The sequence below is a fragment of the Mangrovivirga cuniculi genome (genome assembly GCF_005166025.1).
In the GTDB taxonomy this organism is placed as follows: Bacteria; Bacteroidota; Bacteroidia; order Cytophagales; family Cyclobacteriaceae; genus Mangrovivirga; species Mangrovivirga cuniculi.
On sequence record NZ_CP028923.1, the window covers coordinates 2127493 to 2149587 of the forward strand.

The following is a 22095-nucleotide window of genomic DNA, read 5'->3' on the forward strand; positions in this document are numbered from 1 at the left end:
AGAAACCGTATTTTCATACAATCGTATGATATAGATGTGATTCATATTTAACTTTAAACCCAATATTTAGTTAATATATATAGTAATAAGAACTCAATAAACAATGTTAGATAAAATAGAAGATGCCATAGAGGCGATTAAAAGGGGAGAGGTTGTAATTGTTGTGGACGATGAAGACCGTGAAAATGAAGGTGACTTTGTATGCGCTGCTGAAAAAATCACTCCTGAGATAGTAAACTTTATGGCAACCCATGGACGGGGATTAATTTGTGCCCCACTTATAGAGGAAAGATGTGAAGAGTTAGGTCTTGAACTAATGGTGGGGAAAAACACTGCTGCTTACGAAACTCCATTTACAGTGTCTGTTGATTTGATCGGACACGGTTGTACAACCGGAATTTCGGCATCAGACCGTGCCAAGACCATTCAGGCCCTGGTAAATCCGGATATTGATCCTGAAGAATTAGGTAAGCCAGGCCATATTTTCCCGTTAAAAGCTAAAAAAGGCGGAGTCTTAAGAAGAGCAGGCCATACTGAAGCATCAATTGACCTTGCCAGGTTAGCAGGTCTTTCACCTGCTGGTGTGTTGGTAGAGATCCTTAATGAAGATGGTACAATGGCACGCCTTCCTGATCTTCGGAAAGTTGCAGATAAATTTGGTCTATTATTAGTGTCAATTGAAGACCTGATCAGGTATCGATTACAAAAAGATAGCCTGATTAAGAAGGAAGAAGTTGTAAGTATGCCAACAGATCATGGTGATTTTATGTTGCATCCTTATGTTCAGACTAATACCGGAGATATTCACATGGCATTAGTGAAAGGAACGTGGGAGCCAGATGAACCGGTCATGGTAAGGGTACATTCAAGTTGTGTAACCGGAGATATTTTCGGAAGTTGTCGTTGTGATTGCGGTCCTCAACTTCATAAGGCTATGGAGATCGTAGAAAAAGAAGGTAAAGGAGTAATAATTTATATGAATCAGGAAGGCCGTGGAATTGGTCTGATCAATAAGTTAAAAACTTATAAACTCCAGGAAGAAGGTATGGATACCGTTGAAGCTAACTTACATCTGGGATTTAGTATGGATGAAAGAGATTATGGTGTTGGTGCTCAAATAATCAGGGATTTAGGGATTAAAAAGATCAGACTTATAAGCAATAACCCGAAAAAAAGAACCGGTCTGATAGGGTATGGCCTGGAAATTGTGGATACTGTACCTATAGAAGTAAAACCGAATCAGCATAATGAGAAATATCTTAAAACTAAGCGAGACAAAATGGGACATTCAATCCTTAAAAACCATTAGACTTGCAGTTATAATATTTTTTGGATTTTTATTTACCAGTAATAGTTTATTTGCACAACAGTTTCCATCTGAAACTTTCCATCCCGGAACAGCAATTCTGGAAGGTGATAAAAGAGTCAGTGGAAAGCTAAAATATGATCTCGAGAATAATATAATTCAGGTTATTAATAAAGGCGTTGTACAAACTTATACATCACAAAAGGTAGTTTTTTTTATTATTGAAGATCAGATTTTGGGTATAACCCGAAAATTTTATTCTCTTCCATATGAAAAAAATAATTATCGGGCAATGATGTTTTTTGAATTATTGGTTGAAGGAGATCTGACCCTGCTTGGAAGGGAATATATAGATACCCGAACCACAACCTCTAATAATAGCTTTTATTACAGAAGTTATTGGGTTGAAAGTTATGTTCTCCGAACTAATTTTTATTTCTTGAGAAAAGGAGGAGATATTAATTTTTTCACACCCAAAAAGAGGGAGCTTTTCGATGTTATGGCCGACAAATCCGAAGAGATTAAACAATATATTAAAAAAAGAAAATTTGATATCGACCGTCCGGATGATTTGATTGATATTACAAAATTCTACAATAACCTTAATGAGTAATACGAAAGATAAAAAACCACTTATCCTGGTTTCTAATGACGATGGTATCACTGCTAATGGCATAAGAAAGCTGGTTGATTTAATGAAGCAGATAGGTGAGGTTGTTGTGGTAGCCCCCGATAGTCCTCAATCAGGTATGGGACATGCTATCACAATTGGTAATACACTCAGATTGTTCAGGGAAAGAATTTTTCCTGAAGTTGAAGCATATAAATGTAGCGGTACTCCGGCTGATTGTGTGAAATTGGGTAAACACCATGTTTTAAAAGACCGGACGATAGATCTTGTTGTCAGTGGTATAAATCACGGGGCAAATACTTCAATCAGTGTTCTTTATAGTGGAACTATGAGTGCTGCAATAGAAGGAGCGATAGAAGGTACACCTGCTATCGGTTTTTCCCTTTGTGACTACGATCCGGAAGCCGACTTTGATCATGCTGATGAGTGGATATTGAAGATCACAGAACAAACCTTAAAAAGAGGATTGCCAAAATATACTGCGCTTAATGTAAATATACCTCCTAAAAGAATTGAAAAGGTAAAAGGTGTAAAAGTGTGCAGGCAGGCAAATGCTAAATGGGAAGAGGTTTTTGATCAGCGAAGAGATCCGACAGGCAAACCATATTTTTGGTTAGGAGGAAATTTTGTTAATTTTGACAAAGGAGAAGACAACGACGAATGGGCAATTGCTAATAATTATATTTCTGTGGTTCCCTGTCAGTTTGATTTAACCGCACATCACGCAATAAATTACATGAATGAAGAGTGGGAATTGTAGTAATAAATTACATTATATTTCAGATTTTCATTTTAAATAGTATTTTTGCTAGATAATTCTAGTTGTAAATTGTTTATTAAGGGTTAGAATATAATAAACGCTAGTTTTTTTAGTTAGAGCATATAAAGGCATCGGAATTGAATGAGACCATTTAGTTTGGTTATTTTTTTTGTATTAGCAGCGTTGTTATTACAGAGTTGTCAGGAAAAGATGATTTGCCCCGCGTTTCAGAGTTATTACATACTCGATGAAGATGAACGCGCGGCGAGGTTTTCTTATTTCGCTGACAGCATATCCCCAAAAATGACTGCATCAGTCAAAAAAACTGACTATGGTCTGATTGCTCCTTCAATGTATTTTAATCTTATCAAAAGAAACGAATACAAGAAGAGAAGTGCTGATATGCGCACAATTCCAATGGAGGTAGTCTACCCAAAAGAGAAAGAAGAAGATTCTGTATTTCAGATTGATGATGGTGATATACCAAAAACTCAAAAGGAAAACAGATACGAGATGGATGCTGATATTGACAGGCAGTTAATTGATACAGCTTCTTACTACACCCCTGAAGAAGAACCTATCCTGGCTGATGAAGATCAGCAGAAAGATAAATATAATATCGATCAGATGAGTTATATGTGGCTCATCGGAAATGATATACTTGAAAAACGCCAGATGAAAATTGATTCGGTATGGACTGATCACCTTGAAAAACAAGAGGAGTTAAACGAAAAGTTCAGGGAAGATGATGCCTTTGATGAAGAGGGAGGTTTAGGAGAGCCAATGGGAGATGCTGTTGAAGAAGAGGCTCCTGAAAAGAAATGGTGGCAATTCTGGAAAAAGTCTGGCAAGAAGAAAAAGAAGAAAAGAGATGAAGAGGAGGAAACTCAGGAAACTGAAGCAATTCCATTTGATCAGGAAGAACCAGTAGAAGAAGAGGATGATGACGGGTTTTAATAAATACTGCTGCTCATTAAACTTTAAATTCCTGCCATTCGTCGGGAAAATTTCCTTGTTTACATATTAACCAAACTTATATTCTCAGCTCTTTTAGATAATTAATATCTTTCGGATTCAAAATCATTAATATTCGAATTTATGATGCTGGATCTAAATATCTTACCTTCTCAGAGAACACCTCTGATAGATTATAAGCTTGAAAATAATAAGATCACTATATCCGGTCGATCGATCCCTGAAAATGCAATTGATTTCTTTAACCCTCTGTTTAAATGGGCTGATTCCTTTTGCTCAGATCCAAACAGGAATAAATTAAGTATAGACATAAATCTTGATTACTTTAATACAAGTAGTAGTAAATGCCTAATCGAATTTTTCCGTAAAATGGAAAGGTGTAGTAAAAAAGGAAAAGAAGTAATTGTTAACTGGATTTACGATAGTCAGGATGAAAGTATGTACGAAACCGGAGAGGATTTTATGCAAATAATCAACCTTCCTTTTAATATGAAATCTATTTAATTAATATATTGTTACAATAAAAAAGGGCGATCAATTGATCGCCTTTTTTTATAAGATGTATTTTTGAATTCTCAGATTACATCATTCCTGGCATTCCGCCACCCATTCCTGCTGGAGGCATTCCGCCGCCACCTTGCTCTTCTTCAGGATCATCAGCTACGACACATTCCGTAGTTAACAGAAGTGATGCAATTGACGCCGCATTTTCAAGAGCTAACCTTGTAACTTTAGTTGGATCGATGATACCAGCAGCATAAAGGTTTTCGAATTTATTTTCTCTGGCATTGTAACCGTAGTCATCTTTACCTTCTCTTACCTTTTGAACGATTACTGAACCTTCACCACCTGCATTGAATACAATGGTTCTTAAAGGAGATTCTAAGGCAGAAAGTACAATGTTGACTCCGGTATTTTCATCTTCATTACGTCCTTTGAGATCTTTGATTGCTTCTACAGCTCTGATCAAAGCAATTCCACCACCAGGAACAATTCCTTCCTGTACAGCAGCTCTTGTCGCGTGAAGAGCATCGTCTACTCTGTCTTTCTTTTCTTTCATTTCTACTTCTGTAGCAGCTCCGATGTAAAGGATTGCTACACCACCAGAAAGCTTAGCTAATCTTTCCTGAAGCTTTTCTTTATCATAGTCTGAAGTAGTGTTATCTATTTGAGCTTTGATCTGATTGATACGAGCGTCAATCTGGTCTTTATCTCCAGCACCGTTAACGATAGTTGTGTTATCCTTATCGATGTTCACTTTTTCAGCCTGACCAAGCATGTCGATCGTAGCTGCATCAAGTTTATAACCTCTTTCTTCAGAGATTACAGTACCACCTGTTAACACAGCGATATCTTCTAGCATTGCTTTTCTTCTGTCTCCAAATCCAGGAGCCTTAACAGCAGCAATTTTCAGAGATCCTCTGATCTTGTTCACTACGAGTGTCGCAAGAGCTTCGCCTTCTACGTCCTCTGAGATTATTAATAGAGGTTTTCCTGTCTGAGCAACCTGCTCAAGAACCGGAAGTAATTCTTTCATTGAAGAGATCTTCTTATCGAAAATAAGAATGTAAGGGTTCTCCAACTCAGCTTCCATTTTCTCTGTGTTAGTTACAAAGTATGGAGAAAGATAACCTCTGTCGAACTGCATACCTTCAACAGTTTTAACCTCTGTTTCAGTACCTTTTGCTTCTTCAACAGTAATTACTCCGTCTTTTCCTACTTTGTCCATCGCATCAGCGATCATTTTACCGATCTCATCGTCGTTGTTTGCAGAGATAGTACCTACCTGAGCGATTTCGCTTGAGTCGTTAATATCCTTAGAAATTTTTCTAAGTTCTTTAACTACCTCAGAAACTGCTTTATCGATACCTCTTTTCAGATCCATCGGATTAGCTCCTGCTGCTACGTTTTTAATACCAGCGTTAAAAATTGCCTGTGCCAAAACAGTAGCTGTAGTAGTACCATCACCAGCATCATCTGCTGTTTTGGAAGCAACTTCTTTTACAAGCTGAGCTCCCATGTTTTCTACCGGATCTTTAACCTCGATCTCCCTAGCTACAGAAACACCATCTTTTGTAATTGTTGGTGCTCCGAATTTTTTGTCTAGAATTACGTTTCTACCTTTTGGTCCAAGCGTTACCTTAACCGCGTCTGCAAGTTTGTCAACTCCTTTTTTCAGAGCTTCTCTTGCAACTGTGTCAAATAATATTTCTTTAGCCATGTTTCTTAAATTTTAATAAACCCTTGATTTTATAGTATTGCGAAAATGTCAGATTCTCTCATGATGAGATAATCTCCACCATCAACAGTAATTTCGGTTCCTGCATATTTTCCATAAAGTACAGTATCACCGACCTGAACTGTCATTGGTTCATCTATTTTACCGTTACCGACCGCTACGATCTTACCTTTCTGTGGTTTTTCTTTTGCAGTGTCAGGAATGATAATTCCAGATGCTGTTTTTTCTTCCGCTGCAGCAGGTTCTACCAGAACTCTGTCTGCCAAAGGCTTAATGTTAAGTTGTGACATATGTGTATTGATTTTAAGCGTTGTTATTGCTAAATTTTACATGGTGCATTGTGCACATTATGTGCCAAATGAAATTATTCCGTTCAAACGGTCATTTTTTCACTTTTTAGTCATTTTTCATGTCATGGTTTTTATTGGTGGTATGAAAATAGTGACAAATAGACATGAATTCTGGTAGAAATTATGTCAGTATTGTAAAAACGTGTCATTGAAACTATTAAGCCCATGAAAACATTAAGCCCTAACTGGATTACCGAAAGTCCGATTGACTTTGAATTCAAAAAGTATACCCTCCTGGCATACTTACAACGCATTGAAAAATTTTTTAATGAATTTAAATTGTATCCTGCCTTTTCTGATTTGATCTTTCATTATAAAAATTTGCATACACTTAAAGAAAATAAGGAACTCCTGAAAGAGTCTTTTCCTAAGGAAATTTCTATGGAAGATTTTCTTAAACTTAAATTGGTTTATAAAGAAATACTGGACGATGATGAGATAATTAAAGCAATTGAAGATTTGATTTACTTTTCAATGCCTCAAATGAAGATCTGGCTGGAAAGGGGAGAGGAAATTTTTATATCAGTTGGAGAGGATATTAAAATAGAACCTGTTGGGATAGTTCCTTTGTACAAGGAGGAAGGATATTTAGTATTGCAAATGTTTAATGGTAGAAAAAAAGTTTTTAGATATAAAACCGGCATATTTGAACGGTCCGAGGATACTTTTCGCGGACTGAATTTAACCTTTTTAAAAGATATTGAGCTCGGGATAGGAGATACTATAGAAGGTTACAAAGTTCGTTTGGCCAGATTGAATAAAGAACTTCCAAATCCTGCAGTATATTTTATTTCAACTAGAAGGAATTTACCATTTGAGGAAACTTTAATGCCAGTTATAAAATTAAATTTCCTGAAGTATATTTCTCTTGCTTCATAAAGTAAAGGCATAAAAAAAGCCCTGATCTGATCAGGACTTTCTTAATTAAGTATTTAATTTCTTATTGAACTGTATCTGATTCAAGTTCCGCAGGAGAAGTCAATTCATCGTTCTGAGGAATGACTGCCGGAGCTGCCTCTTCCTGTACCGCTTCAACATTCGTACTTTTTACCGTGTCACCGCCTTTATCAATGAATTGAGCACTTACTAAAGCCAAAGCAACTATAAATACTAATAGAGCCCAGGTCGTTTTCTCAAGAAGGTCAGTTGTCTTTTTAACACCCATCATTTGATTAGCCTGTCCGAATGTAGATGATAAACCACCACCTTTAGAATTTTGAGCCAAGATAACCAACACCAACAATACTGCTGCGACAATAATTAAAGAAAGAATTAAAATATACATGTTTTTTATTTTTCCAGCTTACTAATTTGACTTGCAAAGTAAGCCTTTTTTTGTGGATATTTCCAAATTAATTTTTTATAAATTTCAATAGCTTTTTTAGTCTTACCTTGCTTAGCATAAATGTTAGCAAGAGTTTCTGATACAAGGTTCTCATTTACTGAGGTGCTGTCTTTGGCAAGATCTCTCAATTCCTCATCGGTAAGTTCTTCCTGATCTTCAGATTTGAATCTTTCTATATTAGGACTTCGACTAATAAAAGAATCAATAATATCCTTTTGTCTGTCTTTTTTATCCTTGTCTGATTCCTCATCAGAATATTGTTGAGATTTCTTTTTAAGGCTATCCAGAAGAGAACCTTTTGATTCGGGCTCAGGCTTTTCTTTATCTTCAGGGGTATCTTTTACCGACTCTGCTTTTTCTTCATCAGTTTTACCTGAATCTATGTTAGAATCTTCTTTGTTTGCATCGTCAGTTTCTATTGGCTTTTTTTTTTCTTCCTCTTCTCTTTCTTCTTCCTCCGATTTTTGTTCACCAGATTCACCCATGCTCTCTTTAAGTGAGGCAAGGTTAGCCATTAATTCACTGTATATGTCATCGCCATCTTCACTATCTTTAGACTCTTCTTCATCGGTTTCTTCTTCACTACTATCTTCAGTAGTTGATTCTTTACTTTTTACAGCTTCATCTTCATCCGAAGGAAAATCATATCCCGAAGTCCACTCAGAATTATCCTCTTTCTGTTGCGATTCATCTTCATTTTCTTTTTCAACATTATCGGAATCATCTATAATGGTATTTTCCTCACCTGATGCCGAATCCTCATTAGATTCAAACTGTTCTTCATTTTTTTCTATGACGATCTCAGCATCTTCTACTACATCCTCTTCTTCAAAAGTCGAGGTTGAATGATCTTCCTGTTCAGATTCAGAAGATTGAGATCCGGAGCTCTCCATATATTGTTTTAAAACATCCCTGTCATAAGTATATATTGCTGCCTTATGAAGGGCATCCTGAGAGTCATCCGCTCCTTTATGCTGTTTAATTTTAGCAACAAGTATGTGAAGAGCCTGGTAGTAAGGATACCTGGCTGCCAGATCTTGAATTTCAGAGAATTGATCGTCAGAAACTCTTTCCGGATCGTTTAAAAAGTTAATTAAGTCGTGTTTAGAAACCATGAATTTTAAAGTCTTGGCTTAAAAGAATAAAAAAAATCACCAATTAGCAACTGATGTATTGAAAATATCCAATATTATCTGTTCAATTATATTATCTACATACTGTTGTTCATTCGCATTTAGCGGTGCAGTATTAGGGTCATAGTCTTCGTAAAAACTAAAGGACCTATTAGAGAAATTCTGCGATTCGTCATAAGTATTAATGAATGTTGCAGTCACTGTTATTGTTAATCTTTCCTGAGCAGCCTGATCTATGTTGTTATTACCGGTGCCAGCGCTTACACCTCTTAATGAAGCTCTGTAGCCTGTTATTGAGCCTTCTAATTGAAGGTCACCTCCATAATCTACGATCGATAAATTGGAGTTTCTCTGAAAATATTCTTTCAATTGTTCAGTAAATTGTTGTGCAATCGTGGGAGGACCCTGTCCGGTGTCGTTAAAGAATGTGCTGATCGAAATAGTCTTTACTTCAGGACCGATGCTAATTCCGGTAAAAGAATAGTTTACAGAACAAGCGTTGAGTATGAAAAATAATATGAGAAAAAAATATTTATTATGCTTCGATTTCATACTGTTTAATTTTCCTATAAAGTGTTCTTTCGGATATTCCGAGATCTTTTGCTGCGTATTTTCTTTTGTTTTTATTTTTTCTGAGAGCCTTGATTATTAGCTCTTTTTCTTTATTTTCTAATGAAAGATTCTCTTCCTCTTCTTCAGGTTCATGATAAACATCTTCATAATATGCTTCCTCATCGTCCTCCTGGTTTTCGGAGTTCTGATTATCATGTAAAATAAATGGAGATCCACTCTCTTCAGTTGTTTCTCCAGAGCTTCCGGACCCTTTGACTTCCGGTAGGGATGACCGGTATTTTATGTCTTCAAACAACTCCTGGTTTTCCCGGATAATTTTTGCACCATCTTGTTGATCGTTGAGAATTGATACAACCAGCTTTTTCAATTCTGTCATATCTTTTCTCATATCAAATAAGATCTGATATAAAAGGTCCCTTTCATTTAGTCCCTGGGTATTTTCCTGTTGAAATATTGCTGGTACATTTCGAGTGCTGTCAGGTAGGTAGGTTGCCAGCACCTCAGCGCTGATTGACCGGTTTTCCTCAAGTAAAGAAATTTGTTCAACAAGGTTCTTAAGTTCCCTGATATTTCCAGGGAAACGATATTTTTTTATTACGGACTGGGCACTTTCATCCAGTTCTACGGGCTTTACCCTGTAATCTTCTGAAAAGTCCGAAGCAAATTTTCTGAATAATAACAAAATATCATCACCTCTATCGCGGAGTGCAGGTACATAAATAGGTAAAGTATTTAACCTGTAATAAAGGTCTTCCCTGAATTTACCTTTTTCAACAGCTTCCATTAGGTTGACATTGGTTGCTGCTACTACTCTGACATCCGTTTTTTGAACTTTTGAAGATCCGACCCGGATAAATTCCCCGTTTTCAAGAACTCTTAATAATCTTGATTGGGTTTGTAATGGCATTTCCCCAATCTCATCAAGGAAGATCGTACCTCCGGTGGTGACTTCAAAATATCCTTTTCTACTATCGTGAGCTCCTGTAAATGCACCTTTTTCATGTCCAAATAACTCAGAGTCTATTGTTCCTTCAGGAATTGCCCCGCAATTAATAGCGATAAACTGCCCGTGTTTTCGATGACTGAGAGAGTGGATTATTTTAGAAAAGGACTCTTTTCCACTACCACTTTCACCAGTAATTAACACAGTCATATCAGTCGGAGCTACCTGTATAGCCCGCTGTATGGCATGATTCAGCTCAGGGCTGTTTCCTATTATTCCGAAACGTTGTTTTACACTTAATATATCTGATTGATGCATTTTCGGCCCTTGTGTTTAATCGACTACCTCTCCAAAAAGTGTTGCCGGGGTGCAATCATTTACCAAAACATTAACGTATTGGCCTTTTTCCTGGTTTCCTCTAGGGAATATTATTACTTTATTTTCTGAATTTCGACCTTGTAACTGCTCATCACTTCTCTTGGATGTTCCTTCTACTAATACTTTATGAACTTTACCAATTGCTTTTTTATTGCGTTCAAGAGAATGTTCTTGCTGTTTATTAATGATTTCCTGCAATCTTCTTTTCTTTACTTTCAATGGAATATCATCTTCATATTTTTTAGCGGCAAGAGTACCTGGTCTCTCACTATAAAAGAACATATAAGAAAAGTCGTATTTAACATAATCCATTAAAGTGAGTGTTTCCTGGTGGTCTTCTTCTGTTTCAGTGCAAAATCCTGCAATCATATCAGAAGAGATGCCGCAATCATCACCAATGATTCTTCTTATCGCATCAACTCGGTCAATATACCATTCGCGATCATAAGTCCGGTTCATTAATTTTAAAACCCGACTATTTCCAGACTGAGCGGGAAGGTGAATATAGTTGCATATATTCTCGTACTTATTCATGGTTTCAAGAACCTCATCCGTAATATCTTTCGGGTGAGAAGTACTAAATCTAACCCTAAGATCGGGGCTGATTTTTGCAACCATTTCTATTAGGTTTGCGAAGTTTACTATTGCAACATCACTTTCCTTTCTGGCTTTCCTCTCCAGTCTTCCTTTATTATTTTCCTCTGATGACCATTTATAGGAATCTACATTCTGGCCAAGTAATGTTACTTCTCTAAAACCTTTATCAAATAATTCTTTAGCCTCAGCAACTATGGAATGAGGATCACGGCTTCTTTCGCGGCCTCTTGTGAAAGGAACAACGCAAAAAGAACACATGTTATCGCATCCTCTCATAATACTGATGAAGGCTGAAACTCCATTGCTGTCCAGTCTAACAGGACTAATGTCAGCATAGGTCTCTTCTTTTGATAAGAAAACATTTACAGCTTTATTGCCATCATCAACCTGTTTGATCAATGTAGGAAGGTCCCGGTAAGCATCAGGTCCGACAACCATATCGACAATTTTTTCTTCTTCAAGAAGTTTGTCTTTAAGTCTTTCAGCCATACAGCCCAGAACACCGATCATCATTTCAGGGCGCTCTTCTTTAACCTTATTAAATTGAGAAAGTCGGTTTCTAACTGTTTGCTCAGCTTTTTCCCTGATAGAACAGGTATTCAAAAATACAACATCAGCTTTTGAGAAATCAGAAGTCGTATCAAATCCTTCTCTTTTCATGATAGAAGAAACGATCTCACTATCGCTGAAATTCATTTGACAACCGTAACTCTCTATATAAACTTTTCTGTTTTTTCCAGTGTTTTCTTCTTCACTAACCTGTACTCCACAAGCTTCTTCAGACTGCTGCTGTTCTTCAGTTAAAATATCGATATCACTGATTAACTCTTGCTTACTCATATTTTAAAGCTATTATCCTATTATCAATATGCAAAGCTACGAAATTGGATTTAGAATTTATGACAAAATGTCAGCAAAAAAAAGGCAGTCAAACGACTGCCTTTCTTATTAATATTTTCTTGAATTAATTACTGAACCTCAGCAACCTCTTCAGCTTGAGTTGCAGTTAGTTCAATACCTACATTAACTGTATTGTAGATGAATTTATCTTTTGCTTTATCAGCAACACTTGCTTCATCACCATACATTAATCCCCAGTCAGTTCTGTCTATATTGAATTTAGCCTTAGCAGTAAGCTCATTACCTTCCATATTAACATGTGCAGGAAATGCTACGTTTTTTGTAGTTCCACGCATTGTAAGGTTTCCACTTATCCAATGTGTTGGGTTTTCTACCATAAATTCCTCAGCTGATTCAGGAGTATATTCCGTTTCGAATTGATCTTTACCTTCTACAGACATTGTTGAGGCATCATATTCTTTTACCTCAGTAATTTCGAAATTTGCTGTAGGGAAAGAATCAGCAGCGAAAAAATCCGGCGACATTAAGTGATTTGTTAATTTGTCGTGCATATCCTCCTCATCATTCGGATCATTTTCCAGATCATTGATCTCAAGACCTTTGATGTCCATTGTAAATGAACCACTTGTGATATTTCCGCCCTCTACAAATAGTTCACCTTCTGTTACCGGGATATAACCATTGTGCTTCCCGGTTGGCTTACTTCCGATCCAGGTAACCTGGCTATCATCGGTAGGAGTAAATTTTACTGCAGCTGTACCTGCTTCAGCAGCTTCTTTTTCTTCGCTAACAACAGCATCTCCTGAGTTAGAGTTTCCTCCGCAAGCAGAAAGCATAAACGCTGTAACTGTTGCGAAAGCAATTCCTTTGAAAATTTTCATAACAATAGTGCTTTATTTAATTTTATTGGTTAAACGACAAAGTTAAACTTTTGTTTAAACAAATTTAAATTTATGGGAAAATTTTTATCAGTTCACGATATATATCCAGCGGTAGGAAATGATTGCTGGTTTGCACCAAATGCCTATTTGATTGGAGATGTTAAAATGGGAGATGAGTGCACTGTCTGGTTTAATGCTGTAGTAAGGGGCGATGTGAATTCTATTTGTATTGGTAATAAGGTTAATATTCAGGATCAGGCAGTGATCCATTGCACCTACAAAAAGTTCGATGTTAAAATTGGAGATAATGTTTCAATTGGGCATGGAGCTATTGTACACGGATGTGAAATAAAAGATAATGTATTAATTGGAATGGGAGCTATAGTTATGGATGGAGCTATTATTAACGACGGGGCGGTGATAGGAGCCGGGGCTGTTGTTCTTGCGGGGACTAATGTAGAAGAAGGAGCTGTTTATGTTGGGAATCCCGCAAGAAAAATTAAAGATGGAGGAGAAAAGATGAAAGAACTGATTCAAAGAACAGCAGATAATTATCCAATGTATGCTTCCTGGTTTAAGGATTAACAGGAAAATAGACACCATTTACAATGATGAATTTTGTTTCACCGGAAATTGAATCCTCAATCAGAAATGTAGCAGGACTAAGTTTTTCCGGTGACCAATCTTCATGTATTGGTAATATATTCAAAGGCATTGATGTAGATTCTTTGGTTAGGGATAACCTGTCCATTTTTACACTTGCAATACCTTTTTTGTGAAGTTCTTTGTAGTTTAAACTTTTCACTTCATCAATATTCTGAACAGATTTATTATAAGTATTAACCGGTTTAATAATACAATTTGTGGCATCAATTTCATCGAATCCCTTTAATGTGCTTAAATCACCTAGTTCAGAGATGAATCCGAAATAATAATATTTGCTTTTTCCCTGCCATACCAATTCGCGTTTAATACCCAGATCAGCGATAAATTGCTTACCATCCTGATTTAGTGTTGCATTTCGTACAATGACATCAAAATAAAATTCAGAGATGGCGGGTAACTCATTGTATTTTTGTAGATCCTTTTTTTTATAATCAAGGTCATCCGTATACAGGCATGTGATAATAAGAGAAAGAAAATTTAGCTTTCTCAGTTTTTCTTCATTTTCATCACCGGGGACATACCCTGACTCGATCAGTACCAGGCCGGAGTTTTCTGCCTGAAAATTATCTCCAAAAGCCCTGGGTTCAAATTTGTCATCATATTTTCCCATGGGAATATGTTGATTTTCCAGAGCATTAATTTTCTCAACGATCTTATTTATTAACGAAATAGCCCGTTTCCTGCTGACGGTAAGTGATCGTTCTTTATCAGGTGCAGTTGCTAAAAAGGATAACTCCACATGCTCACCAGTACTTTCACAACCATAATATTTACTTTGATTATGCATGTTGAGAGAATACTCTGGCTGAAAATCATCAAAAACCATTTTTAATATTTTTGACTCAGGAGCAGTCAATCGAAGGGCGTCTCTGTTCAGGTCAATATCCCATGCATTTTCCCGGGTGTGGTGTTCAGCACCATCAGGATTTACCATGGGAACAAAAAGAATTGTGCATTTCTGGGAGATATAATTAATCAGGTCATCAAATTCTTCAGGATGATTCTGAATAAAATAAAAAAAATCTAGAATAGCTCTTGTAGCAGTAGGTTCATCGCCATGCATTTGAGACCAGGCCATAATTTTAATTGGCCCTTTACCGAATTTTATTCCATATATATCTCGTAGCTCTACAGATTTTCCAAGTTTCTCAATGCGAAATATATTTTTATCCAATGAGGTTATTTTCTGAATAAGGAAATCATAAGAAGGAAATCTAAAATAATTATCTGTATCCTGTAGATTAAGGAAGTTGTTACAGATTGTTTTTAAAAATTTTTCTTTAGTATCTTTCTCCATTCAAAAAATATTTAGAATTCTTTCAGTGAAAATTAAATGAATATCAAAAAACCATCACCAGAAAATTACCCTTCTTTTTACAAATCTTATATCGATTTAGTTCCCGATCAAATAGAACCTTTTTTGGAAAATCAATGGCATGAAATTAAAACTTTTATTTTAAATACAACTAAAAATAAACTTGATTATAGGTATGAGCCTGAGAAATGGACAATTGCTGAGGTGTTCGGGCATATAATTGATGTGGAAAAAGTAATGGGATACAGGCTGCTGGCATTTTCAAGGAAAGATGAAAACTCGATTCCGGGATTTAGTGAAGATAATTATGTTCAAAATTCAGTTTATAACGAAATGAATAAAGAAGATATAGCCGAATGGTGGAAACATGAACGGGGAGCTAATCTTAAAATGCTTAATGCTATTAATCAGGATGCTTTTGAATTTATGGGAAATGCGAATGGATCACCTATTAAAACCAGTGCATTACCTTATATTTTAGCTGGTCATGTTCAACATCATGTTAATATATTAAAGAATCGTTATAAAATTTAATTAAATTAACACAAAGGACAGATTTATATGAAATTCTTACTTAAGATTTTAGTAACTACTCTGGCGGTATTCGCAGGGGCCTATCTGATTCCGGGTGTAGAAACAGAATCATTTACGGTTGCACTTATTCTTGCTGTAGTTTTAACAATTCTAAATGTGACTATTAAACCATTGTTAGTCATACTTACAATTCCGATTACTGTAGTTACCCTGGGGTTATTTCTTTTGGTAATCAATGCGCTTATCATTTTACTTGCCGATTACCTCGTTGGCGGTTTTTATGTTAGTGGTTTCTGGACAGCATTATTATTTTCCATTGTGGTTTCGATTATGGTGAGTATTTTTGAATCGTTTGACAAAGACTAAATATGAAAGATATAATTGAAAGAATCAAAAAGGAGAAGAAAGCTTATTTGATGAATGAGGAGGAGGATAATTCTCCTGAATATGCTAACTTTTTTTTTATTACCGAAAAAAATGGAGAAGAGGAATTAGTCAATGCAGTTTTATATACTTTGGAAATGTATTATCAATCTGAAGTTTTTGCCAAAGCGGAAGATGAAACCTTAAAACGTCATCCTGAATACGCCAAAATTCAAAAAGGAAAAGAGCTTCCTGAACACAAAACTGAAGAGATCGAACTGTTTCTGACTGAGGTTATGGATCAAATTGAAGAAGATGGTGAGATCCAGGTGAGTGAGCATGTTTATGAGGAACATGAAGATGGTGTTCTTATGGTAGAGGCAGGCTTGAATATTCCTGAGGTGAATGAAACAGAAATCGTTAATTTTATTAATAAATTCAATAATGATGAAATTTCACTAGACGACAGTTTGTATTCATTCGAGCTCGATTAAAAAATCCCCGAACAATTTTTTATTTAGTTCAGTTAAGAAAATATGTTAAAAGTAGCCTGGGCTGATTCTTATTGTCATTCATTACCGGAGGGGCATAGATTCCCAATGGAAAAATACACATTGCTTCCTGAACAATTATTGTATGAAGGTACACTGGAAAATGATAATTTCTTTAGACCAGATGTGCCTGAGGACGATTTGATTTTTTCTACCGTCCATTCTGAAGAGTATATAAAAAAACTAAATGAACTTACTTTATCACGTTCTGAAGAGAGGAAAACCGGATTTCCCTTGTCTGAAGAGCTGGTTATACGAGAAAAGCAAATAATTCAGGGTTCTGTGGATGCCACCATGTATGCATTGAAATATGGGTGTGCGATGAATATTGCAGGTGGTACCCATCATGCATTCACTGATAGAGGAGAGGGTTTTTGCTTGTTAAATGATATAGCTGTTTCTGCTCAATACCTTATCGATCAGCATCATTTTGAAAAAATACTTATCGTCGACCTGGATGTTCACCAGGGAAATGGAACTGCTGAGATTTTTAGAGGAAATAAAGATGTCTTTACTTTTTCGATGCATGGTAAAAACAATTATCCATTGCATAAAGAAAAATCAGATCTGGATATCGAATTAGCTGATGGAACTGGTGACAATATTTACCTTGATATTCTCGATAATTATTTAGGTCAATTGATCGAAAAACACGAGCCTCAATTCATATTTTTTCAAAGTGGGGTAGATGTCCTTAAAACTGATAAGCTGGGACGGTTGGGACTTTCAGTAAACGGTTGCAAAGAAAGAGATAGAAAAGTACTGGAAAGCTGTAAAATAAATGATATTCCGGTGATGATTAGCATGGGAGGGGGATATTCTGAAGATATTAAATTAATAATTGAAGCACACGCAAATACTTATAGACTGGCACAAGAGCTTTTTTTCTGATAAATTATGTAACAAACCTCTTTTTACATGAGTTTTTAGTTATATGAAAGATCAGGTGGCCTTGCGGATGAGTGCTCTTTATGCAGTCCTTTTTGTAACACTATTATGGTGTATAAAGGCCCTGGAAATAGCTATGAACTTAAGTCTGGGATTTCTGGGAGTTTTTCCCGGTAATGGTAAAGGTATGCTGGGAATATTTACCGGTCCATTAATTCATGGAAATTTCGATCACCTAATCAGCAATAGTCTGCCTTTGCTGGTCCTAATCACAGGAACATTCTTTTTCTACAGGAAAGTTGCAGTACACGTATTTCTTGTAATATATATGCTGAGTGGCTTTTTGGTTTGGCTATTCGCCCGCGAAGCGTATCATATAGGTTCGTCTGGAATTGTATATGGGTTAGTTTTCTTTTTGTTTTTTAGTGGTTTATTCAGACGAGAATATCGATCCCTGATTATTTCCTCAGCTGTCTTTTTATTATATGGAACAACCTTTCCTGGTATTTTGCCCGGAGATCCTTTTATCTCTTTTGAATCACATCTTGCCGGAGCCTTTTCAGGCTTAATAGGAGCGTATATTTATAGGGGTCACCCATTGTTAGGATTGCCGGATATTCCAGATGACAATGCCGTTGAAAGTAAAGAATCTATCGAAAAGATTGAGCTACCAGATTACACCAAGTCTCACACTGGAAAGGAGTCGGATAGAATAAATTATACTTTTAAAGAAAAAGATAGCAAATAGAATTTCTTGAAATCAAATGTATTTATATCTTTGCAGGCGATATAAAACATGAAAAGTAGAGATTTTATGAAAAACATTTTTAAGTATAGTTCTGTTCTAACAGTTGCATTGCTGTTTTTTGTTTCATGTAACCAGCAAGGAACTTCAGAAACTGCGGAGGATAAGGAGAGTGAGTCAACTACTTCAGATGTAATTGCATCGGATTTAAAAGTTGGATATGTTAATTCCGACACCCTTACAAAAAACTATAAATTCTATCAAGATGTTCTTGAAGAGCTTGAATCTGAGAGAACAAGACTAGAGAGACAGTTGGAAAGCAGAGCTCAGGGATTGCAAAAAGAATTTGAAGATTATCAAAAATCTGCTCAGAACTTAACAATGGGTCAGGCAAGAAACATTGAAGAGAACTTACAGAGAAAGCAACAAAATCTGATGATGCAAAGAGAAAACTTTGCTCAGACATTGAGAAAAACCGAAGCTGATAAGACGAAGGAAGTGGTAGACAAGATCAACGAATTTATCGAATCTTACAGTAAAGAAAACGGATATCACATTATATTAAAATACGAAAGCGTTTGGTATTCTGACGAAAGAATGAATATTACCAACGATGTTGTAGAAGGATTAAATGCTTCTTACGATGCTGAGAAAAATGCTCCTGAAGAGGCAGAAAGCACTTCTGAGCAAGATTCTATTAAATAAAATTTTTGAGAAATAAAATATAAAAAGAGTGGCATGTAATAACTGCCTCTCTTTTTTTTATTAATTTTTATTGATTTGCTATCAATTTTTTATATTTAGATCATGATTTTTTGATATTTTTTTAATGTAAATCAATGATAGACAAGCTGATTGGTCTGATTGGTGCCCGGCCGGATGAGAAGGAGAAGGTGATGTTATTGCTGGCAAAGGGTTTTTTTATGGGGATATTCCTTGCTGGATATACAGTTACCGCCCAGACCTTATTTATTAACCGAATAGGAGCAGATAAACTTGATACAGCTTTTGTATTAACAGGATTTCTGGGTGTGATTGTTACCTGGATTTATTCAAAAATACAGCATAATCTACATTATTCTAAACTGGTTATTGGCAATATAGTCCTGGTGACATTCCTGATTCTGGGAATAAGGATTTGTTTTCATTTTTATGGTAGCCAGGATTGGTTGATCTATTTACTATATATTCTTTATGGACCAATAAATGCCTTGGTTATACTCGGTTTCTGGGGTGTTTTCCTGAGATTATTTAACCTTCGTCAGTCAAAAAGAATTATAGGAGGGATCGATAGTGGTCAGTTGAGTGCTTCAATTTTGACCTTTTTACTTTACCCTTTATAAATAAATTCACAGACCCTTCGGATATATTGATTCTTACCAATGGATCACTGATAATATCCCTGGCTTTTCTGATAATAATCGTAAAAAAATACGATATCGATTTTACCAAAATCAAAACGAAAGCAGAAAAGAAAAGCCTAAGATTCAAAAATCTATTCAAACGAAAATATATCGTTTTGCTATCGGTCTTTTTGATCGTGTCAATGATTGCATTTAAGTTTATCGAGTTTATTTATTCCAATGCACTTGAACAACGTTATATTAATGACGAACAAAGTTTATTTGCCTTTATTGGTATTGCCAATGGTACGATAATGATATTGAGCTTTCTGATCCAGACGTTTGTTAATGACCGGATCATTGCTGATTATGGAGTTAAAACTGCCGTGCTTGTCATGCCTGTCATTTTAGGTGTGCTGAGTATTGTAGCTATTTTTATAACAACTGCATTTGGCTTTTCTGGTGTCGAATCTGCTGGATTTGCAGCATATTTCATCGTAATTGTAGGGGCATATGTATTTACTAATTCCCTGAGGGATGCAATGGAAAACCCTGCATTCAAGTTGTATTTCCTTCCTCTGGAGGATAACATCAGGTTTGATATTCAAACTAAAATTGAAGGAGTTATCGGTCAGGTTGCAACACTCGTTGCCGGAGGTTTTATGTTATTACTTTCATTTGTGAATCTTGAAAGGGCTTATTTCTTATTATCGTTACTTTTTATTGTAGTATTAATGGTGTTTGTGGTGAATGCATTACACAAACAGTATAACGACGTTCTTCACAAGAAACTTTCTACATTAAAAAAGAATGTTAATAATGCTGATGCAAAATTACCTTTTAATTCAGTGGTTTTAAATCATGATGTTATTCTCGGCTTATTGAAATCAGATTTAAATACTGTTAAATTAAATCTCGACCTGGTTAAAAAAATCGAGCCCGGGCAATACTATGAGCTCCTGTATTATTTACTAAATAGTGATAAGGAAGAAGTGGTGATGTATGTGTTGAAATTAATAACAGAGATAAAACCCCTGTCTTCTCTACAACCACTCAATAAAGTTATTGAAAATACGAAACACGGCCAGGTTAAAATGATGGCTGAGAATGCAAGGTCAATGATCTACCATTTTAAAGGCATAATGGATGAAGGATTTTTGTTAGATCAAATGGCCAGGTCAACAAACATTAATGAAAGAGAGTTTGTAGCACACTATCTTTCTAATCATGAATCAAGTAATAAAAATGATAATCTGTTGCATCTCTTATTAAGAGATCCAAATAATCAGGTTCGAAAATCTGCTATAATTGCTGTTGGAAAAATAAAGAGACCTGAATTCTGGCCAATGCTTTTGGAATTGATTCAATCCAACACATTTGGTTCATTAGCTCAAAAGTCACTTTCTCTAATTGGAGATCCGGTTATTGGCAGGCTTGAAGCAGTTTTTTATAAGTCAGGTCAGTCTTTGCAAACCATGCGGAGGGTTTTAAAAACCTATGGTAGAATAGGTTCTGAAAAAGCAAAGGAAGCGCTATGGAATAAAATGGATTATCCGGATAAGCAGATTCAGCAAGAAGTGTTGAGTAATTTGTCAGGGATAGGACTAGTGGTCAATGCTGAAAGAGCATCGAAAATCAAAGACATAATTAAGAGTGATTTAATTAATATAGTATGGAATAATCTTGCGATACGCACAGTTCGTATCGATATGGATAATCAGCTTATAGAATCTCTTAAGGAAGAAAATAAAAAGACATTCGATCATATTTATACCTTACTTGCAATGATATATGATAAATCTTCCATTGCTATTGTTAAGGAAAATATTGAAAGCAATAATCCTGATAACATAACTTTTGCTATTGAATTACTGGATGTTTTTCTGGATGAGGATCTCAAAGAATATATCATTCCGGTTTTGGATGATATACCGATTGAAGATAAACTGTCTAAGCTTAATATCTATGATCCTTTTGTGGATGCTTCAGATGCGGATCTTTTTAAAAGCATTATTAACAGGGATTATAATCAGATCAGCCGCTGGACAAAAGCATGTGCCTTATTTAATATGGCATTTTTAGATGAAGATGATATTGTGTCAGATGATTTGATAGCACAGCTTTTTAACCCAGACCAATTGCTTTGCGAAACTGCAGCATGGGTAATATATTCTCATTCACCTTATGATTTTCAAATATTAAGTAAAAGAATTCCGGAACATTCGAAAAGGTATATTACCAAGCTTATTCCGGAAATAGATAATCACAATATCAATGATATTTTCAAACTAAAGTTTGGAAAAGCAAGATTTCTTAAGAAAATAGAGTTATTCAATACGTTAAGTACCAGTGTTTTAAATGAGGTGCTTGAAATTTGTGAAGAAACCTATTATCCTGAAGGAACTACTTTGAATTTAAAAGGTAATTATAGTGTCAGTGATCTGATATTAATATTCAAAGGGAAGCTCTCGCTAGTTAATAATACAGGAGAGACATTTAAATTCGGAAATGGTCATGTGATCGGAGGCGGAATTCACCTTTCTGGTGATGACTATTTTTCTGTAATTGAAGAAGATATAATTGGGTTAAAGATTAAATATGATGATTATCTCGAATTATTGAATAATCATAAGGAAGTACTTGAGAAAGTATTAAAGTTGAATAACAGACAATTCGTTTTATAATATTGTTAAAATTATATTTTTCTGTCTATTGTTT

At 35.6% G+C, this 22095-nt stretch carries 24 protein-coding genes; 15 read left to right on the forward strand and 9 right to left on the reverse strand.

Annotated features, from left to right (window positions below):
* The first annotated feature begins 103 nt into the window (after positions 1-103).
* From DCC35_RS09350 to DCC35_RS09370, 5 genes are all read left to right on the forward strand, one after another.
* Positions 104-1309: a bifunctional 3,4-dihydroxy-2-butanone-4-phosphate synthase/GTP cyclohydrolase II gene (locus DCC35_RS09350; RefSeq protein ID WP_137090533.1), complete on the forward strand. Its 1206-nt coding sequence runs from the start codon at positions 104-106 to the stop codon at positions 1307-1309.
* Positions 1248-1919, forward strand: a complete 672-nt coding sequence (locus DCC35_RS09355; protein ID WP_137090534.1) for a hypothetical protein — start codon at positions 1248-1250, stop codon at positions 1917-1919. The genes DCC35_RS09350 and DCC35_RS09355 overlap by 62 nt, the downstream gene beginning before the upstream one ends.
* Entirely contained in the window at positions 1912-2697 is a 786-nt protein-coding gene (gene surE / locus DCC35_RS09360) for a 5'/3'-nucleotidase SurE (RefSeq protein ID WP_137090535.1), read from the forward strand. The genes DCC35_RS09355 and surE overlap by 8 nt, the downstream gene beginning before the upstream one ends.
* A 303-nt stretch (positions 2698-3000) precedes the next feature.
* On the forward strand, positions 3001-3654 hold the full coding sequence (locus tag DCC35_RS09365; protein ID WP_137090536.1) for a hypothetical protein: 654 nt from the start codon (positions 3001-3003) through the stop codon (positions 3652-3654).
* 141 nt (positions 3655-3795) lie between these two features.
* Complete coding sequence (locus DCC35_RS09370) at positions 3796-4176, forward strand: DUF1987 domain-containing protein (protein ID WP_246070198.1); 381 nt, start codon at positions 3796-3798, stop codon at positions 4174-4176.
* Between the two features lie 76 nt (positions 4177-4252).
* Here DCC35_RS09370 and groL read toward each other — a convergent pair whose 3' ends face one another.
* Together groL and DCC35_RS09380 are read right to left on the reverse strand one after the other, a co-directional pair.
* Positions 4253-5893 carry a chaperonin GroEL gene (gene groL / locus DCC35_RS09375; protein WP_137090537.1) on the reverse strand — a complete coding sequence of 547 codons (1641 nt, stop codon included), beginning with the start codon at positions 5891-5893 and terminating at the stop codon, positions 4253-4255.
* A 29-nt stretch (positions 5894-5922) separates the two neighbouring features.
* Positions 5923-6201: a co-chaperone GroES gene (locus tag DCC35_RS09380; protein ID WP_137090538.1), complete on the reverse strand. Its 279-nt coding sequence runs from the start codon at positions 6199-6201 to the stop codon at positions 5923-5925.
* A 225-nt stretch (positions 6202-6426) separates the two neighbouring features.
* On the opposite strand from DCC35_RS09380, the gene DCC35_RS09385 reads away from it, so the two are divergent.
* On the forward strand, positions 6427-7140 hold the full coding sequence (locus DCC35_RS09385) for a hypothetical protein (protein ID WP_137090539.1): 714 nt from the start codon (positions 6427-6429) through the stop codon (positions 7138-7140).
* A gap of 61 nt (positions 7141-7201) precedes the next feature.
* Here the strand turns inward: DCC35_RS09385 and secG are convergent, their stop codons facing one another.
* From secG to DCC35_RS09415, 6 genes are all read right to left on the reverse strand, one after another.
* Positions 7202-7546 (reverse strand): preprotein translocase subunit SecG, encoded by a 345-nt coding sequence (gene secG / locus DCC35_RS09390; protein WP_137090540.1) that lies wholly within the window; start codon positions 7544-7546, stop codon positions 7202-7204.
* A gap of 5 nt (positions 7547-7551) precedes the next feature.
* Positions 7552-8721 carry a tetratricopeptide repeat protein gene (locus tag DCC35_RS09395; RefSeq protein WP_137090541.1) on the reverse strand — a complete coding sequence of 390 codons (1170 nt, stop codon included), beginning with the start codon at positions 8719-8721 and terminating at the stop codon, positions 7552-7554.
* Between the two features lie 36 nt (positions 8722-8757).
* Positions 8758-9291: an LptE family protein gene (locus tag DCC35_RS09400; RefSeq protein ID WP_137090542.1), complete on the reverse strand. Its 534-nt coding sequence runs from the start codon at positions 9289-9291 to the stop codon at positions 8758-8760.
* A complete protein-coding gene (locus tag DCC35_RS09405) occupies positions 9275-10573 on the reverse strand; it encodes a sigma-54 interaction domain-containing protein (protein ID WP_137090543.1) in 1299 nt (432 codons plus the stop codon). The genes DCC35_RS09400 and DCC35_RS09405 overlap by 17 nt, the downstream gene beginning before the upstream one ends.
* 15 nt (positions 10574-10588) lie before the next feature.
* The gene (miaB, locus tag DCC35_RS09410; protein WP_137090544.1) at positions 10589-12070 is read right to left on the reverse strand and encodes a tRNA (N6-isopentenyl adenosine(37)-C2)-methylthiotransferase MiaB; all 1482 of its coding nucleotides are present in this window, start codon (positions 12068-12070) and stop codon (positions 10589-10591) included.
* A 128-nt stretch (positions 12071-12198) separates the two neighbouring features.
* The gene (locus DCC35_RS09415; RefSeq protein ID WP_137090545.1) at positions 12199-12972 is read right to left on the reverse strand and encodes a YceI family protein; all 774 of its coding nucleotides are present in this window, start codon (positions 12970-12972) and stop codon (positions 12199-12201) included.
* A 72-nt stretch (positions 12973-13044) separates the two neighbouring features.
* On the opposite strand from DCC35_RS09415, the gene DCC35_RS09420 reads away from it, so the two are divergent.
* Positions 13045-13557 carry a gamma carbonic anhydrase family protein gene (locus tag DCC35_RS09420; RefSeq protein ID WP_137090546.1) on the forward strand — a complete coding sequence of 171 codons (513 nt, stop codon included), beginning with the start codon at positions 13045-13047 and terminating at the stop codon, positions 13555-13557.
* Here the strand turns inward: DCC35_RS09420 and DCC35_RS09425 are convergent.
* A complete protein-coding gene (locus DCC35_RS09425; protein ID WP_137090547.1) occupies positions 13547-14935 on the reverse strand; it encodes a M14 family zinc carboxypeptidase in 1389 nt (462 codons plus the stop codon). The two genes, DCC35_RS09420 and DCC35_RS09425, sit on opposite strands and share 11 nt — an antisense overlap.
* Before the next feature lie 36 nt (positions 14936-14971).
* Here DCC35_RS09425 and DCC35_RS09430 point away from each other — a divergent pair, with 36 nt between their 5' ends.
* The 8 genes from DCC35_RS09430 to DCC35_RS09465 all read left to right on the forward strand — a co-directional run bounded on the left by DCC35_RS09430 (position 14972) and on the right by DCC35_RS09465 (position 22061).
* Positions 14972-15487 (forward strand): DinB family protein, encoded by a 516-nt coding sequence (locus DCC35_RS09430; RefSeq protein WP_137090548.1) that lies wholly within the window; start codon positions 14972-14974, stop codon positions 15485-15487.
* A gap of 27 nt (positions 15488-15514) precedes the next feature.
* Positions 15515-15853 carry a phage holin family protein gene (locus DCC35_RS09435; RefSeq protein ID WP_137090549.1) on the forward strand — a complete coding sequence of 113 codons (339 nt, stop codon included), beginning with the start codon at positions 15515-15517 and terminating at the stop codon, positions 15851-15853.
* A gap of 2 nt (positions 15854-15855) precedes the next feature.
* The gene (locus tag DCC35_RS09440) at positions 15856-16344 is read left to right on the forward strand and encodes a hypothetical protein (protein WP_137090550.1); all 489 of its coding nucleotides are present in this window, start codon (positions 15856-15858) and stop codon (positions 16342-16344) included.
* A 42-nt stretch (positions 16345-16386) separates the two neighbouring features.
* A complete protein-coding gene (locus tag DCC35_RS09445; RefSeq protein WP_137090551.1) occupies positions 16387-17292 on the forward strand; it encodes a histone deacetylase family protein in 906 nt (301 codons plus the stop codon).
* 43 nt (positions 17293-17335) lie between these two features.
* On the forward strand, positions 17336-18037 hold the full coding sequence (locus tag DCC35_RS09450) for a rhomboid family intramembrane serine protease (RefSeq protein WP_137090552.1): 702 nt from the start codon (positions 17336-17338) through the stop codon (positions 18035-18037).
* 48 nt (positions 18038-18085) lie between these two features.
* Positions 18086-18739: an OmpH family outer membrane protein gene (locus DCC35_RS09455; protein WP_137090553.1), complete on the forward strand. Its 654-nt coding sequence runs from the start codon at positions 18086-18088 to the stop codon at positions 18737-18739.
* A gap of 134 nt (positions 18740-18873) precedes the next feature.
* The gene (locus tag DCC35_RS09460) at positions 18874-19377 is read left to right on the forward strand and encodes a hypothetical protein (protein ID WP_137090554.1); all 504 of its coding nucleotides are present in this window, start codon (positions 18874-18876) and stop codon (positions 19375-19377) included.
* Between the two features lie 203 nt (positions 19378-19580).
* Positions 19581-22061, forward strand: a complete 2481-nt coding sequence (locus DCC35_RS09465) for a HEAT repeat domain-containing protein (protein ID WP_137090555.1) — start codon at positions 19581-19583, stop codon at positions 22059-22061.
* The last annotated feature ends 34 nt before the right edge of the window (positions 22062-22095 follow it).

Bases quoted from the DNA above. Each gene is read 5' to 3' on its own strand.
- DCC35_RS09350 (WP_137090533.1), top strand. From the start codon at position 104: ATGTTAGATAAAATAGAAGATGCCATAGAGGCGATTAAAAGGGGAGAG.
- DCC35_RS09355 (WP_137090534.1), top strand. From the start codon at position 1,248: ATGAGAAATATCTTAAAACTAAGCGAGACAAAATGGGACATTCAATCC.
- surE (WP_137090535.1), top strand. From the start codon at position 1,912: ATGAGTAATACGAAAGATAAAAAACCACTTATCCTGGTTTCTAATGAC.
- DCC35_RS09365 (WP_137090536.1), top strand. From the start codon at position 3,001: ATGACTGCATCAGTCAAAAAAACTGACTATGGTCTGATTGCTCCTTCA.
- DCC35_RS09370 (WP_246070198.1), top strand. From the start codon at position 3,796: ATGATGCTGGATCTAAATATCTTACCTTCTCAGAGAACACCTCTGATA.
- groL (WP_137090537.1), bottom strand. From the start codon at position 5,893: ATGGCTAAAGAAATATTATTTGACACAGTTGCAAGAGAAGCTCTGAAA.
- DCC35_RS09380 (WP_137090538.1), bottom strand. From the start codon at position 6,201: ATGTCACAACTTAACATTAAGCCTTTGGCAGACAGAGTTCTGGTAGAA.
- DCC35_RS09385 (WP_137090539.1), top strand. From the start codon at position 6,427: ATGAAAACATTAAGCCCTAACTGGATTACCGAAAGTCCGATTGACTTT.
- secG (WP_137090540.1), bottom strand. From the start codon at position 7,546: ATGTATATTTTAATTCTTTCTTTAATTATTGTCGCAGCAGTATTGTTG.
- DCC35_RS09395 (WP_137090541.1), bottom strand. From the start codon at position 8,721: ATGGTTTCTAAACACGACTTAATTAACTTTTTAAACGATCCGGAAAGA.
- DCC35_RS09400 (WP_137090542.1), bottom strand. From the start codon at position 9,291: ATGAAATCGAAGCATAATAAATATTTTTTTCTCATATTATTTTTCATA.
- DCC35_RS09405 (WP_137090543.1), bottom strand. From the start codon at position 10,573: ATGCATCAATCAGATATATTAAGTGTAAAACAACGTTTCGGAATAATA.
- miaB (WP_137090544.1), bottom strand. From the start codon at position 12,070: ATGAGTAAGCAAGAGTTAATCAGTGATATCGATATTTTAACTGAAGAA.
- DCC35_RS09415 (WP_137090545.1), bottom strand. From the start codon at position 12,972: ATGAAAATTTTCAAAGGAATTGCTTTCGCAACAGTTACAGCGTTTATG.
- DCC35_RS09420 (WP_137090546.1), top strand. From the start codon at position 13,045: ATGGGAAAATTTTTATCAGTTCACGATATATATCCAGCGGTAGGAAAT.
- DCC35_RS09425 (WP_137090547.1), bottom strand. From the start codon at position 14,935: ATGGAGAAAGATACTAAAGAAAAATTTTTAAAAACAATCTGTAACAAC.
- DCC35_RS09430 (WP_137090548.1), top strand. From the start codon at position 14,972: ATGAATATCAAAAAACCATCACCAGAAAATTACCCTTCTTTTTACAAA.
- DCC35_RS09435 (WP_137090549.1), top strand. From the start codon at position 15,515: ATGAAATTCTTACTTAAGATTTTAGTAACTACTCTGGCGGTATTCGCA.
- DCC35_RS09440 (WP_137090550.1), top strand. From the start codon at position 15,856: ATGAAAGATATAATTGAAAGAATCAAAAAGGAGAAGAAAGCTTATTTG.
- DCC35_RS09445 (WP_137090551.1), top strand. From the start codon at position 16,387: ATGTTAAAAGTAGCCTGGGCTGATTCTTATTGTCATTCATTACCGGAG.
- DCC35_RS09450 (WP_137090552.1), top strand. From the start codon at position 17,336: ATGAAAGATCAGGTGGCCTTGCGGATGAGTGCTCTTTATGCAGTCCTT.
- DCC35_RS09455 (WP_137090553.1), top strand. From the start codon at position 18,086: ATGAAAAGTAGAGATTTTATGAAAAACATTTTTAAGTATAGTTCTGTT.
- DCC35_RS09460 (WP_137090554.1), top strand. From the start codon at position 18,874: ATGATAGACAAGCTGATTGGTCTGATTGGTGCCCGGCCGGATGAGAAG.
- DCC35_RS09465 (WP_137090555.1), top strand. From the start codon at position 19,581: ATGATTGCATTTAAGTTTATCGAGTTTATTTATTCCAATGCACTTGAA.